Source organism: Pseudomonas sp. zfem001 (assembly GCF_032621725.1).
In the GTDB taxonomy this organism is placed as follows: Bacteria; Pseudomonadota; Gammaproteobacteria; order Pseudomonadales; family Pseudomonadaceae; genus Aquipseudomonas; species Aquipseudomonas sediminis.
Window position 1 is genome coordinate 34,117 of record NZ_JAVYJI010000006.1, and the last position, 11,892, is coordinate 46,008.

Below are 11,892 nucleotides of genomic sequence, written 5' to 3' on the forward strand. Positions count from 1 at the left end.
TTTTGTTGTTATGGCGTAGGGCAGCGGTGGCGCCGTGTTCAGTCGTCGCCGAACGGGCCGGCGGCAACGAAGGCTCCACCCTGGTAAATACGTGCGGGGTCGTCGGCTGCAGGCATTGGCTGTGCTTCCACCTTGTCGCGGAAGATTTCCGAACTTTCCTTGGGCTTGAAGCCCAGGTGCGCGGCCTTGCTGTTGTCCCACCACACGTCGCGGTTGTTAGACATGCCGTAGACCACCGTGTGGCCAACGTTCGGGGCGTACAGGCAGCGTTCGATCAGGTGGGTGAGGTCGTCGTAGCTCAGCCAGGTGCTCATCATGCGGCGGTTGGCTGGCTCGGGGAATGAGGAGCCGATGCGGATGCTGACGGTCTCGATGCCGTAGCGATCGAAGTAGAAACTGGCCATGTCTTCGCCGTAGGACTTGGACAGGCCGTAGTAACCATCCGGGCGACGCAGGCAACTGGCGTCGAGGTGTTCGTCCTGCTTGTAGAAACCGATGACATGGTTGGAGCTGGCGAACACCACGCGTTTCACGCCGTGACGACGGGCCGCTTCGTAGACATGGAATACGCCGCTGATGTTGGCGCCGAGAATTTCCTCGAAGGGACGCTCGACCGATACGCCACCGAAGTGCAGGATGGCGTCGACGCCCTCGATCAGTTGATGCACGGCAGCTTTGTCTGCCAGATCGCAGCGCACCACTTCTTCGTGGGGGCCGGCAGCAGGGGCCATCTCACCGATATCGGAGAGACGCAGGATAGTGGCGTAGGGGCGCAGGCGTTCGCGCAGTACCTTGCCCAGGCCGCCGGCGGCGCCGGTCAGCAGCAGGCGATTGAAGGGGCGCAGTTCGCTGGAGGTCGTGGTCATGGCGGGGCCTGGACTCTTGTTGCTTGTTGTTATTGGTTTGTCATACGTTGTCGTATGACTTGGATCGATTATCAGCACCCACTTCGGCAATGTCAACGCGACAGCGGTGGAAATCGAGGTGTTTCGTTTGCTCGTAACTGAGCCGATTCAGTCTGCTCAGTGAGTCGATCTGGGGAGCGCAAATATAGCTTGGTTGGCTCTATCACGGCAGTTAATCGTGTTGGTACAGTTTGTTCGAGCAGTTCGGGTAGCATCAGGCTGGTGCAGGGTCGGTATGCTCGATGCCTGTTTGACTAAAGTTGTATGACAACATATCTCGATCAGATTGGCGTGCCTCCTTATGCGAGGTGTTCGAGTGACTGGAGGCGTGACATGGGCAGGAAACCTGCTGGCATCCGCAGCAGTGCGGCCCCGACTTTGATCGATGTCGCCAAGGTTGCAGGGGTGTCGCCGATTACCGTATCGCGTGCGCTCGGCCGGCCTGAAGTGGTCACCGATGCGACCCGTAAGCGCGTGCTGGAAGCGGTTCGGGCGACCGGCTATGTCCCCAACCTTGCCGCGGGGGCGCTGGCTTCAAGCCGTAGTCGGCTGGTGGCGATTTTCCTGCCGACCATTGCCAACTCGATCTTTGCTGACACCGTGCAGGCGCTGACCGACCGCCTGGCAGCGGCGGGCTATCAGACCCTGCTGGGCCTGACCGGCTATCGCCCGGAGCAGGAGGAAGCCTTGCTCGAGGCGGTGTTGGGGCGTCGACCGGATGGCATCGTGCTGACCGGTACCGAGCACACCCAGGCCAGCCGCGAGCGCCTGGCGCGGGTCGGTATCCCCCTGGTCGAGGCCTGGGATCTGTGTGAGCACCCGGTGGATATGCTGGTCGGCTTTTCGCACGAGGCCGTTGGCCAGTCGGTGGCGCGCTATCTGATCGGCAAGGGCTATCGTCGCGTGTCGGTGGTGGGCATCGATGACCCACGTGGCATGCGCCGTTATAGAAGCCTGACAGAGGCGCTGCAAGGTCATGTAGATGCGCCGGTGGCTGCACAGATTTTGCCCGCGCCAGCGACTCTGGCTGTCGGCCGCGAGGGGCTGGGCAGACTGCTGCGCGAGGGCGTCGCTGGCGACGTGGTGGTCTGCAGTTCCGACACCGTGGCGCAAGGGGTGATGGCCGAGGCGCTCAGCCGCGGCCTGCGCATTCCCGAGGATCTGGCGGTGATGGGTTTCGGCGACCTGTCCAGCGCCGCCCATACCCATCCGCCACTTTCCACCGTGCGAGTGGACGGGCCGCGTATCGGCTGTGCCATCGCCGATGCGCTGCTGGCGCGTATTGCCGAGCCGGCCGCTGCGCGTCAGCCGTTGCGCATGGATGTCGGTTTCGAGTTGATCGAACGCGGCAGCGCCTGATCAGGCCAGACGCAGGTGGTTGTCCCACAACCCGGCGGGTAGCTGCAAAGCCTGGGTGGCGATGCGTTCGCCGCGGCAATCGTACAGGCGACAACGGCCCTGGCCCGAGGTCACCACGAAACCATCGGCCACCGCACCGACACCTGCGCAGTCCGGCAGCGGCACGTCCAGGCGCACCTGTGCACTGTCCAGATCCCAGATGAAGAAGCGGTTGCCGCGCGGTGCGGTCATCGCCAGCAGGCGCAGCTCGTCATGGATCGCGACGCTGGCGGTGTACTGGTTCATCGCCGCACGCTGAGGCTCGCCCAGCGCGAACGGCTGGAAGGTCTGACCGGGGCGTTTGATCGCCAGTAGCGGCACTTGATCGTGCAGGTCGCCCATGTACTGCTGGCCGCTGACCACCGTGCCGTCGCGCGCGACAGCGAGGTGGCGGATGCTGTTCTGCTGGTCGGCCAGATACTCCTGGCTGACCAGGCTGCCGTCGCGCTGCATCAGCACCAGGCTGGCCTGCATGGCATCGAGGTTCATGTCGACGCGGCTTTCCGCTTCGGTGCGGATGCCGCCGTTGGCCACCACCAAGGTTTCGCCATCCGGCATCCACAGCAGTTGGTGCGGGCCTACGCCGTGGCTGCTGTGTTCAGCTGCGCGCAGCAACTGCTCACCCTGCAGGCTATAGGCGCCAATCACGCCACGGCCAGGCTCGGTGGTGTCGTTCTCGGTGGCGTACAGCCACTCGCCGCCCTTGTGGAATACCGCGTGGCCGTTGAAATGACGCCCGGCCGGCGAGGCCAGCGTTTGCAGCAGGCGACCGTCGCGGGTGTCGATCAGGTAGCTCTCGGTGCTGGGGCGGCGACCGACGAACAGGGCCATGGGCAGGCTGGGGTGCGGCACCACGTCATGACAGCGTTCGTTCACCGGAGTGGCGAAGGCTCGTCCACCGTCGAGGCGATAGCCGACCGCGTAGTGGTTGCCGTCGCCATCGTCACGGGCTGACAGCAGCAGCGGTTGTCCTGATGGGCCGAACAGCGTCCAGCCGCCAAAGGCACCCGCGGCCGCCAGGCTGGCGGCGGCTGCACTGAGGCCGAGGAAGGCTCTGCGTTGCATGCTCAGTCTCCGTCGTGGGCGTTGAAGCCGATCTGCACGCCGAGCGCTTTGGCCAGTTCGCTTTCCTGCAGGCGGTGCAGACGATTGAGGCTGTCGTACAGCTCGTTCAGGGCGGTGCGACCGGCTTCGTCGGCGAGCAGTTCGACCAGTGAGCTGTCGAGTGCAGCCAGGCGCTGGCGGGTGTCCTGGTAGGCGGCGTCGATGCGTTTGGCCAGGTCGGCCTGATCCTCGCCCAGTAGCGATTGAATGCCATCACGGTTGCTGCCGTGCCACAGCAGTTCGGCGTTGGCCAGCGCCGCACCCTGGTTGGCCAGGCTGGCGGCACTGCGCCAGGCTTCGGCCTGGTAAGGCTGGGCGATGCCCTTGCTCTGCCGGCCCATCGGGGCACCGAGCTTCTTCTTCAGGCCGTCCAGGGCGCTGACCTGCACCCGCAACAGTTCGGCGATGGCCTCGTTGGCGTCGGCGTAGCGCTCGTTGGGAAACTGCTTCAGCTGTTCGGCCATGCCAGATTTGGCTTGCCACTCGCCGACGATCTCCGCAGCCAGGGCTTGCTGGTGCTTGCCGATGGCCTGCAACAGCGGGCAGTAACGAGCCTTCTGCTCGGCCTGGGCGAGGTCCAGATTGGGGTCGAAGAGAATGTATTCGTAGGCGGTCAGGCCCTGCACCACCACGCTGGCATTGGACAGGTCATCCGCGCTCAGCTGCGGCTTGTTCTTCAGCAGGGCTTCGACCTGGCGCTGGACCAGGTTCTTCTTGTCCGGCCAGAACTGAATCTGCCAGGCGCGGTTGCCTTCGGCCAGCGGCCCGACCAGCAACGGCTGCAAGCCGGCCCAGGCACTCTGGGCGCCGAGAAAGGCCTGGCGGGCGGTGCTCAGATCGGCGTTACCGGCGCAGAAGGCTTCGGCATTCACGGCCAACTGGCGGTCGGCCTCCTGCCAACTGCTGTAGGCCGGCAGCAGCACGCCATCGGTCAGCGCCGCGCTGACCTTGGCTTTCGGGTCCTGCTGGCCGCAGCCGACCAGGGCTAGGCCGAGCAGAGAGGCGATCAGGGTTTTGTGCAACATCGAGGCTCCTTAAAGAGAATTCAGGAAGGCGAGCAGCGCTGCTCGCTCATCGCTATCGAAACGCAGCACCTGTTGCTTGGCCGCTTCGGCCTCGCCACCGTGCCAGAGAATGGCTTCCAACAGGTTACGGGCACGGCCGTCATGCAGGAACTGAGTATGGCCATTGACCGTTTGCGTCAAACCAATGCCCCACAGCGGCGCCGTGCGCCATTCACGACCGTTGGCGAGAAACTCCTCGCGGCCATCGGCCAGCCCCTCGCCCATGTCGTGCAGCAGCAGGTCCGTATAAGGCCGGATCAATTGGTTGGCCAGTTCTGGCTCGGCGGCATCGGCCGACGTGGTGAAACTGGGAGTGTGGCACTTCTGGCAACCGGCCTGGTGGAACAGGCTCTTGCCCTTGAGCACGTCAGGCGAGTCGACGTCACGCCGTGCCGGCACGCCCAGGTTACGACTGTAGAACAGCACGCTGGCGAGGATGTTGTCGCTGACTTCCGGTTCGCCGCCATGGGGCGCGGCCAGGCAATCGGTTTGCGCCGTGGTGCAGTTGTCATGAGGGATCAGCGAGCTGGTCAGGCCCATGTCATTGGCGAAGGCTTCGGCATTTTGCTGATTGAGGTTGGGTTGGCCAGCCTTCCAGCCGAAACGGCCAAGTGCGCTGCGCTGCTGCTGGCGGTCCCAGACCCAATTGGGACGACCGGAAATACCATCGCCATCGGCGTCGTCCGGGTCGGCACCGGCCAGGATGTCTTCTTCGGCGATGGCTTCGAGCAGGCCGAGGCCGATCATCGGCGGGGCGATGCGTGCCGAGAACCGGGTATCGGGGTGCATGTCGCCGTAACCGAGCTGGCTGATGACCAACTCTGGCTTGCGCAGTTCCACCACGGTGCCGTCGGCGAAGCGCACCGGCGCGCTGCTGTAGGTCACGCGTACCTTGCCTTCTGGAGTGACGCCCGGGTTGGCCATGTCCTGCAGTTGCGCACCATATGTCGGTTCGGCGACCACGCCCTGGTGGATCAGCACCTCGGCATGCTCCGGGCCGGCCGGTATAGATAGGCGCACCAGCATCGAGACGGCACTGACCGCATCAGGTCCCGGTGGATGGCCGCGACCGTCCTTGATATGGCAGTTCTGGCAGGCATTGGTATTGAACAGCGGGCCCAGGCCATCGCGCGCGGTGGTGGTGGCTGGCGCCGTGACCCAGGGGTTGCGGAAGAAGCTGTTGCCCACCGCGAAATCCAGGCGACGGCTGGGTGCGAGGTTCGCCGAAGGCAGGGAGAAGGCGTTTTGATCGAACTTGCGTACCGTCGCCGCACCGGCCGAGAGGTGTTCACCAGGCTCTGCCTGGGTGAATTCAGGCTGCTGTTCGCAAGCGATCAAAGACAGTGCCAGAAAGGGCAGCAGGCAGCGCTGGAGCGGCGACATCGAGGAACAATCCGAACTGGCAGGGAAGCGGGGCGCCAAGATTAGCAGGCTAACGGAATTTAAATAAGATGGATTAGCGTTATCTGGACGCGGCCAGAGGTCGCGGGGGCATGACGGCATCATTCCTTCCCTGCCATCAGCTTCTTCGATTATCCATGCAGTGGCTGCGGCTTCAGAGAATGGTGCTGATTGAGAGCAAGAACGTTCAAGACCTGCCTGGGGCGTTTGGCTAAGCTCGCCTGCCCAAGGAGGTTCCATGTCCCGTCAACACGAATTCACCCAGGGCGCCCGCGACATGCTGCCCATGCTGCTCGGCGCAATTCCATTCGGCATCATCTTCGGCAGCCTGGCAGGCGCAGCCGGGCTCGATCCCTGGCAGACTCAGGGCATGTCCTTGCTGGTTTTCGCCGGCTCGGCGCAGTTCATCGCCATCAGCCTGTTGAGCGGTGGCGCCGGTATCGCCGTGGTCCTGCTGACCACTCTGGTGGTCAATCTGCGCCATGCCCTGTACAGCGCCAGCATGCAGCCCCACGTCCGCCATCTGCCCAAGCGCTGGCGCGTGCCGTTGGCCTTCGGCCTGACCGATGAGGCCTATGCAGTGGTGGTGCAGCGCTATGCGCGGGGTGACCAGGGCACCTACCGCCATTGGTACTTTCTCGGCGCGGCCCTGGCCATGTACTGCAACTGGCAGCTGTGCACGCTGGTCGGCGTGCTGTTCGGCCAGGCGGTGCCAAATATCGGTGAGTGGGGGCTGGATTTCGCCATGCTGGCGACCTTTATCGGCATCGTCGTGCCGATGTTGCGTAACCAACCACAAGTGGCGGCCGCCCTGGTGGCGGGCGCCGTGGCGCTGGCGTGTCATGCCTTGCCCTACAAGCTCGGGCTGATGGCTGCTGCGGCCAGTGGCATCGTCGTCGGCGTGTGGTTGGAACGGCGCAACCCGGTGCTGCAGGAGGAATTGCTCTAATGGATATCTGGTTGCTGATTCTGGGCATGCTGGCGATCACTTTCATCACCCGCTATAGCCTGTTTGCCTTCCCTGATCTACGTTTTCCGCCGCTGATCAGGCAGGGGCTGCATTACGTGCCGACTGCGGTGCTGACGGCCATCGTGGTGCCCGGCATGCTGATGCCGGACGGACAGTCCTGGATGCTCAGCTGGAACAACGCTTACCTGCTGGCAGGCGTGGCGGCCATTGCCATCGCGGCGTTCACGCGGCACTTGCTGGCGACCATCGGTGGCGGGTTGCTGGTGTTCTTTCTGCTGCGCTGGGCGTTCGGACAGTTACCGATCTGAACGGCGCCTGCCCTAGCTTTGCGTAGGGTGCGCTGTGCGCACCAGACCGGTACTGCCGTATTCGCGGTGCTCGTGGCGCACCCTAGCGGTGTGGATTGCTGAGGCTTGCCGTACAACTCTCTACACCAGCGCGCTGACCTTCAGATCGCGTTGGCTCAGGCGCAGGTATTGCTCGTCTGCCTTGAGCAGCAGCGCCTGGTCGTCGACGCTCAGCTCCTCGTGCGCACGCCCTTCGGCCTGGCTGCGGTAGAGACTTTCGCCCGTGCGGCGACGCAGGCAGTGATAACGCTGCTGGCGCGGTTCCACCTTGAGGCTGAGCATGTCGATATAGGCGACCTGCATCTCATCACTCTGCCCGGTTTCCAGGGCGCTGCGTTGCAGGGCTGGGGTGTGGGTGAAGGGCGAGGCCGAGAGCATGACGTGCTGGCATTGCTGCAGATCGGGACGTGGTACGCCATTGAGCAGCCAGTTACCGCGCAGATCACGCTGCAGGCAGAGGTTGCGCTGGCCATGGTTGTCGACTTTCAGCCAGAGACGACGGAAGCGCCAGCGCGGATCGCAATCGATCATATAGTTGGCAGCGATACTGTCGCCCTTGATGACTTGCATGAGATGGCTGGTCGCGTGGATGCCATTGGCATCCTGACTCAGGCGCAGGGTTTCCACGCCGGGGGTATACCAGGGTTTCCATACCAGGGTTTGCTGCATCGGTCGACTCCATGCCGAGCGCGAAACAGGAGGGAAGGGCGCCACTGCGCGCAGAACACGTTCCCTCGTGTTCCATGTTTGTTGTGGCGCGCAGGATAAAGCGATAGCGATGTGATGTCTGTCAGCTTTTGCCGACAGTTGCGCAGGTTTTTGCGCTATGGATTCAGGCTTTCGGTTTGAGTGGTTGCTGTTCGAACTTCACGCCGTCCAGGCCATGCACCATCAGCGCGCGGATGTTGCCGTGGTCGCTGCCCTGCGGCGTGGCCAGCACGCTGCGGTAGTGCTCGCCGAAAGCACGCAGCGCCTCGTGGTTGCTGAACCCTTCCAGCAGGGCCAGGCCCAGGGTCTTGCAGGAGCCTTCGTTCTGCCCGGCTGCGTTCTCCACGTCACCGTTGCGGAAGGCACTGGGCTGATAGTCGTAGTGCTCGGCGACGAACGCCAGGGTTTCACTGAAGGCGTAGTCATCCTGTTGCAGGCGCTTACGCAGCTCGTTGAGAGCGGTCATTCATGCTTTCCTTTTGCAAATGCAGCGTTCTGCTCGGCCGAGGCTTCTTTCTGATACTTGGCCTTCCAGTCGGCATAGGGCATGCCGTAGACGGTCTCGCGGGCCTGGTCGGCGCTGACCTCGACACCGAAGTCGTCGGCGGCGGCCTTGTACCACTTGGACAGGCAGTTGCGGCAGAAACCGGCCAGGTTCATCAGGTCGATGTTCTGCACGTCAGGACGGCTGCGCAGGTGCTGCACCAGTGCGCGAAAGGCTGCAGCTTCCAGTTCGAGGCGTTCTTGCTCGGTCATGGTGGGCTCTCCGGATTGGGTGGCGGCGATGATAAGAGCCGCGCAGGGAGGCGACAAGCCGCCGAAGGCGGCTGTCAGCGATGGCCTGCCAGAGTAATGGATACCGACTCGGCGAAACGCAGGGCATGCGGTTTATCTACTTCCACTTCCGCATAACGCACGGCCTGATGGGTCATCACCAGGTCGAGGATTTCCTGGGTCAGGCGCTCGAGCAGGGCGAAGCGATTGCCTTCGACGTGGGCGATGATCGCCTTGGTGATGGTGCGGTAGTTCAGCGCATGTTCGATATCGTTGACCTCTACCGCATCGACGGCGGGGTAGAGGATGGTCAGGTTGATCAACACGTCCTGCTTGTTGTTGATCTCTTCTTCCTTGATGCCGATGTAGGTGCGCAGGCGCAGGTCCTTGACGCGGATTCGCGCCATTCCGGGTTCCAGTCGCGGCATTAGTTGTTCCGTCCGATCAGTTGCAGGAATTCGTGGCGAGTGTTGCAGGACTCGCGGAAAGCGCCAAGCATCACCGAGCTGCTCATCACCGAGTTCTGCTTCTCCACGCCACGCATCATCATGCACATGTGCTTGGCCTCGATCACCACCGCGACGCCAGCGGCATTTGTCACCTGCTGGATGGCATCGGCGATCTGCTTGGTGAGGTTTTCCTGGATCTGCAGGCGCCGTGCGTACATGTCGACGATGCGCGCCACCTTGGACAGCCCGAGCACCTTGCCGGTGGGTATGTAGGCGACATGTGCCTTGCCGATGAAGGGCAGCAGGTGGTGTTCGCACAGCGAGTACAGCTCGATGTCCTTGACGATCACCATCTCGTCATTGTCGGACTCAAACAGCGCGCCGTTGACGATCTCGTCCAGCGACTGCTGGTAACCATGACACAGATACTGCATGGCCTTGGCCGCGCGTTTGGGCGTATCGAGCAGACCTTCGCGCTCCGGGTTTTCACCGAGGCCTACGAGAATCTCGCGGTATTGCTGGGAAAGAGGTTGGCTCATGGCAGTGTCCTGAGCAGCCGCGTCACTTGAGGTGGCGGCCGCCGTTGAGGGTAAAGGTGGTTCCGGTTACGTAGGAGTTGTCCAGCAGGTAGCGCAAAGTCTGGTAGAAGGCCTGCGGGCCGGGTTCTATGCCCAGCGCCGATTTGGCCAGCGTCTTGGTACGGTAGGTGTCGTCATCGTCAGTGTTGAACATCAGCAAGGCCGGGGCGATGGTATTGACCTTGATGCGCGGCGCCAGACGTGCGGCGAACGATAGCGTCAGGCTTTCCAGCCCCGCCTTGCTGGCGCAGTAGGCCGGACGGTTGGCACTGCCCTTGCGCACCACGTCATCGCTGACGTGAACGATATCGGCCTGTTCCGACTGCAGCAGCAGGTCGCTGCAATGCAGGTTGATCAGGTAGGGCGCGAGCATGTGCACGCTGAACAGTTGGCGGAAGGCTTTGGCTTCCTCGCCAGGTGTCTCGGCGAGCCATTGCGAGGCGTTGTGCACGATGGCGCGCAAGCCGCTGCATTGCGCCTTTAGCTGGTCGACGAAGGCCAGGATGCCGGCCTCGTCACCGAAGTCTGCCTGCAGGGCGATGGCGCCGCGCTCACGCAGGCGCACGATGCTGTCGCGCTCCTGGCGGTAGCTGACGATCACCGACTGACCTTCGTCGAGCAGGCGCTCGGCGCAGTACAGGCCGACCCGTTGGCCGGCGCCGGTAATCAGAATGGGAAAGCTGGCAGCGCTCATGTGCGACTCGTGCAGGAAAGATGAAGGCCTGGCTGTACCGCCTCGGGATACCTGACCAGTGGCAGGCGTTACTCACCAGGCCGAGAACAAAGTTATACCAGAGTCCTATGTTGTACAACCCTGCGTGATATGTGGTTTTGCGGCTGGCAGTGCGGAAGAGGCCTATTTTATTGAGACAAAAGGCTTTTTGTTCGAAAAGTGGCGGCCTGTCATTTTGTACTTATCCTGTACTTGGTGATTTTTTTGTACAGGTATGAGCCTTCGGCGTCAGAACGAAATCGGCCAGCATCAAGCCGGCCGAGGAGGTGTTGCATGGCGATCAGGATTTACCGATGCTGGCTGCCTGACGAGTAGGGCGGTGGCTGCTCGGGGCGTGTAACCAGGGTTCCAGCAGGCGTGTCGACAGCGGGATGAACAGGTAGGTCATCAATGGCGTCAGCGCCAGGGTTGAGAGCAGGATGCGCGTGACCAGCGAGAGCTCGCCGAGCCAGGTGCCGAACAGCAGGTTGAACGCCAGCGATACCGGAAAAAACGCCAGCCAGATGGCCACGCTCTGCTTCCAGCGCGGGGGCTGGCGATGGGCGCTACCGAACCAGGCATCGAGGCCGACTGCACGTTTTTCCTGCGGTTGGGCGAACAGGCCGCTGCCGCGTGTGAGCCAGGCCTGGCGCGAGGCTGAATGCTCCCAGGCCGCCATGGTCTGCTCATCGCTGAAACGGAATACGATCTGGAATTCATCATCGCCCGGCGGAGGTGCCAGCACGCCGGAGCCCAGGTAGCCCGGAAAGTCGGTGGCCAGATGCTCGCCTTCGCGCAGCCAGGTGATGAAGTCGTGATAACGGCCATCGGCGACGCGGCGCGCCACCATCAGGGTAACGGGGGACATTGTGTATCTCCTCGAGTGTTGCCGTCAGCCGGGGTAGGGCGTTGGGCGTGGTCGAGCACGGGGTGATGTGCTCGACGAACAATGCAGCAAGGATTATTCCCGTTTTGCGAAAATTAGCCAGCGCCCGATGAAGGTGGCCGTTGGGTTGAGCAGGCGCCGCCTTTTCGGCAGCGCGCTGCACCGTCAGGGTGCGGTAACCGCGCCAGGTGAGGGCGCAGGCGGCAGAACAGTCGATAGCCCCACTCCAGCAGGGGGCGCAGCGGTCGCCAGCGCAACGGCGCAACCCAGGCTCCGAGGCCCGCGGCTTCCCAGCTCCAGAGGCTGGCATCGAGGCCCAGCAACCAGGTGCCATCGGCCCAGCGGGCGTGCAGGCGATCCTGCATCGTCGTCAGAGATAGTCCCAATGGCAGTGGATCGAAGTCTGGGGCAGAAATGTCCACGAGAAGCAGCCGCTGGGGCGACGCATGCCGGTTGAGCATGCGGATTTCACGCGCGCAGAGCGGGCAGTCACCGTCGAAATAAAGGGTCAATGGCCAGGCAGGGTTGTGCATGAGGTTGCCTTGTATAATTCTTGCACAATGTAAGCCTGGCCAAGCTAGGTTACAATCCCTCTA

15 protein-coding genes are annotated in these 11,892 nt (G+C 62.9%); 3 read left to right on the top strand and 12 right to left on the bottom strand.

Annotated features, from left to right (window positions below; genetic code table 11):
• Positions 1 to 38: 38 nt before the first annotated feature.
• Complete coding sequence (locus tag RTH74_RS18650) at positions 39 to 866, bottom strand: NAD(P)-dependent oxidoreductase (RefSeq protein WP_316915628.1); 828 nt, start codon at positions 864 to 866, stop codon at positions 39 to 41.
• A 372-nt stretch (positions 867 to 1,238) separates the two neighbouring features.
• Between RTH74_RS18650 and RTH74_RS18655 the strand changes: the two genes are divergently transcribed.
• Positions 1,239 to 2,264, top strand: a complete 1,026-nt coding sequence (locus tag RTH74_RS18655) for a LacI family DNA-binding transcriptional regulator (RefSeq protein ID WP_316915629.1) — start codon at positions 1,239 to 1,241, stop codon at positions 2,262 to 2,264.
• Here the strand turns inward: RTH74_RS18655 and RTH74_RS18660 are convergent, their stop codons facing one another.
• The 3 genes from RTH74_RS18660 to RTH74_RS18670 are packed head-to-tail and all read right to left on the bottom strand — an operon-like array spanning position 2,265 to position 5,854.
• On the bottom strand, positions 2,265 to 3,368 hold the full coding sequence (locus tag RTH74_RS18660) for a DUF1513 domain-containing protein (RefSeq protein ID WP_316915630.1): 1,104 nt from the start codon (positions 3,366 to 3,368) through the stop codon (positions 2,265 to 2,267).
• A 2-nt stretch (positions 3,369 to 3,370) separates the two neighbouring features.
• Complete coding sequence (locus RTH74_RS18665) at positions 3,371 to 4,432, bottom strand: imelysin family protein (RefSeq protein WP_316915631.1); 1,062 nt, start codon at positions 4,430 to 4,432, stop codon at positions 3,371 to 3,373.
• Between the two features lie 9 nt (positions 4,433 to 4,441).
• The gene (locus RTH74_RS18670) at positions 4,442 to 5,854 is read right to left on the bottom strand and encodes a di-heme oxidoredictase family protein (RefSeq protein ID WP_316915632.1); all 1,413 of its coding nucleotides are present in this window, start codon (positions 5,852 to 5,854) and stop codon (positions 4,442 to 4,444) included.
• Between the two features lie 256 nt (positions 5,855 to 6,110).
• On the opposite strand from RTH74_RS18670, the gene RTH74_RS18675 reads away from it, so the two are divergent.
• Both RTH74_RS18675 and RTH74_RS18680 read left to right on the top strand, forming a co-directional pair.
• Positions 6,111 to 6,821, top strand: a complete 711-nt coding sequence (locus RTH74_RS18675) for an AzlC family ABC transporter permease (protein ID WP_316915633.1) — start codon at positions 6,111 to 6,113, stop codon at positions 6,819 to 6,821.
• Complete coding sequence (locus RTH74_RS18680) at positions 6,821 to 7,150, top strand: AzlD domain-containing protein (protein WP_003462471.1); 330 nt, start codon at positions 6,821 to 6,823, stop codon at positions 7,148 to 7,150. Before RTH74_RS18675 ends, RTH74_RS18680 begins: the two co-directional genes overlap by 1 nt.
• A 120-nt stretch (positions 7,151 to 7,270) precedes the next feature.
• On the opposite strand, the gene RTH74_RS18685 is transcribed toward RTH74_RS18680, so the two are convergent.
• The 8 genes from RTH74_RS18685 to RTH74_RS18720 all read right to left on the bottom strand — a co-directional run bounded on the left by RTH74_RS18685 (position 7,271) and on the right by RTH74_RS18720 (position 11,829).
• Positions 7,271 to 7,858 (bottom strand): putative glycolipid-binding domain-containing protein, encoded by a 588-nt coding sequence (locus RTH74_RS18685; RefSeq protein ID WP_316915634.1) that lies wholly within the window; start codon positions 7,856 to 7,858, stop codon positions 7,271 to 7,273.
• A gap of 163 nt (positions 7,859 to 8,021) precedes the next feature.
• Positions 8,022 to 8,363: a HopJ type III effector protein gene (locus tag RTH74_RS18690; RefSeq protein WP_316915635.1), complete on the bottom strand. Its 342-nt coding sequence runs from the start codon at positions 8,361 to 8,363 to the stop codon at positions 8,022 to 8,024.
• Positions 8,360 to 8,653: a DUF1244 domain-containing protein gene (locus tag RTH74_RS18695; RefSeq protein ID WP_099525693.1), complete on the bottom strand. Its 294-nt coding sequence runs from the start codon at positions 8,651 to 8,653 to the stop codon at positions 8,360 to 8,362. The genes RTH74_RS18690 and RTH74_RS18695 overlap by 4 nt, the downstream gene beginning before the upstream one ends.
• A gap of 74 nt (positions 8,654 to 8,727) precedes the next feature.
• A complete protein-coding gene (gene folX, locus RTH74_RS18700) occupies positions 8,728 to 9,099 on the bottom strand; it encodes a dihydroneopterin triphosphate 2'-epimerase (RefSeq protein ID WP_003462464.1) in 372 nt (123 codons plus the stop codon).
• Entirely contained in the window at positions 9,099 to 9,659 is a 561-nt protein-coding gene (gene folE / locus RTH74_RS18705; RefSeq protein WP_003462453.1) for a GTP cyclohydrolase I FolE, read from the bottom strand. The genes folX and folE overlap by 1 nt, the downstream gene beginning before the upstream one ends.
• A gap of 22 nt (positions 9,660 to 9,681) precedes the next feature.
• Positions 9,682 to 10,392 carry a dihydromonapterin reductase gene (folM, locus tag RTH74_RS18710; protein WP_316915636.1) on the bottom strand — a complete coding sequence of 237 codons (711 nt, stop codon included), beginning with the start codon at positions 10,390 to 10,392 and terminating at the stop codon, positions 9,682 to 9,684.
• 319 nt (positions 10,393 to 10,711) lie between these two features.
• A complete protein-coding gene (locus RTH74_RS18715) occupies positions 10,712 to 11,278 on the bottom strand; it encodes an antibiotic biosynthesis monooxygenase (protein WP_316915637.1) in 567 nt (188 codons plus the stop codon).
• Positions 11,279 to 11,391: 113 nt separating this feature from the next.
• Positions 11,392 to 11,829, bottom strand: a complete 438-nt coding sequence (locus RTH74_RS18720) for a DUF393 domain-containing protein (RefSeq protein WP_316915638.1) — start codon at positions 11,827 to 11,829, stop codon at positions 11,392 to 11,394.
• Between the last annotated feature and the right edge of the window lie 63 nt (positions 11,830 to 11,892).

Bases quoted from the DNA above. Each gene is read 5' to 3' on its own strand.
- RTH74_RS18650 (WP_316915628.1), bottom strand. From the start codon at position 866: ATGACCACGACCTCCAGCGAACTGCGCCCCTTCAATCGCCTGCTGCTG.
- RTH74_RS18655 (WP_316915629.1), top strand. From the start codon at position 1,239: ATGGGCAGGAAACCTGCTGGCATCCGCAGCAGTGCGGCCCCGACTTTG.
- RTH74_RS18660 (WP_316915630.1), bottom strand. From the start codon at position 3,368: ATGCAACGCAGAGCCTTCCTCGGCCTCAGTGCAGCCGCCGCCAGCCTG.
- RTH74_RS18665 (WP_316915631.1), bottom strand. From the start codon at position 4,432: ATGTTGCACAAAACCCTGATCGCCTCTCTGCTCGGCCTAGCCCTGGTC.
- RTH74_RS18670 (WP_316915632.1), bottom strand. From the start codon at position 5,854: ATGTCGCCGCTCCAGCGCTGCCTGCTGCCCTTTCTGGCACTGTCTTTG.
- RTH74_RS18675 (WP_316915633.1), top strand. From the start codon at position 6,111: ATGTCCCGTCAACACGAATTCACCCAGGGCGCCCGCGACATGCTGCCC.
- RTH74_RS18680 (WP_003462471.1), top strand. From the start codon at position 6,821: ATGGATATCTGGTTGCTGATTCTGGGCATGCTGGCGATCACTTTCATC.
- RTH74_RS18685 (WP_316915634.1), bottom strand. From the start codon at position 7,858: ATGCAGCAAACCCTGGTATGGAAACCCTGGTATACCCCCGGCGTGGAA.
- RTH74_RS18690 (WP_316915635.1), bottom strand. From the start codon at position 8,363: ATGACCGCTCTCAACGAGCTGCGTAAGCGCCTGCAACAGGATGACTAC.
- RTH74_RS18695 (WP_099525693.1), bottom strand. From the start codon at position 8,653: ATGACCGAGCAAGAACGCCTCGAACTGGAAGCTGCAGCCTTTCGCGCA.
- folX (WP_003462464.1), bottom strand. From the start codon at position 9,099: ATGCCGCGACTGGAACCCGGAATGGCGCGAATCCGCGTCAAGGACCTG.
- folE (WP_003462453.1), bottom strand. From the start codon at position 9,659: ATGAGCCAACCTCTTTCCCAGCAATACCGCGAGATTCTCGTAGGCCTC.
- folM (WP_316915636.1), bottom strand. From the start codon at position 10,392: ATGAGCGCTGCCAGCTTTCCCATTCTGATTACCGGCGCCGGCCAACGG.
- RTH74_RS18715 (WP_316915637.1), bottom strand. From the start codon at position 11,278: ATGTCCCCCGTTACCCTGATGGTGGCGCGCCGCGTCGCCGATGGCCGT.
- RTH74_RS18720 (WP_316915638.1), bottom strand. From the start codon at position 11,829: ATGCACAACCCTGCCTGGCCATTGACCCTTTATTTCGACGGTGACTGC.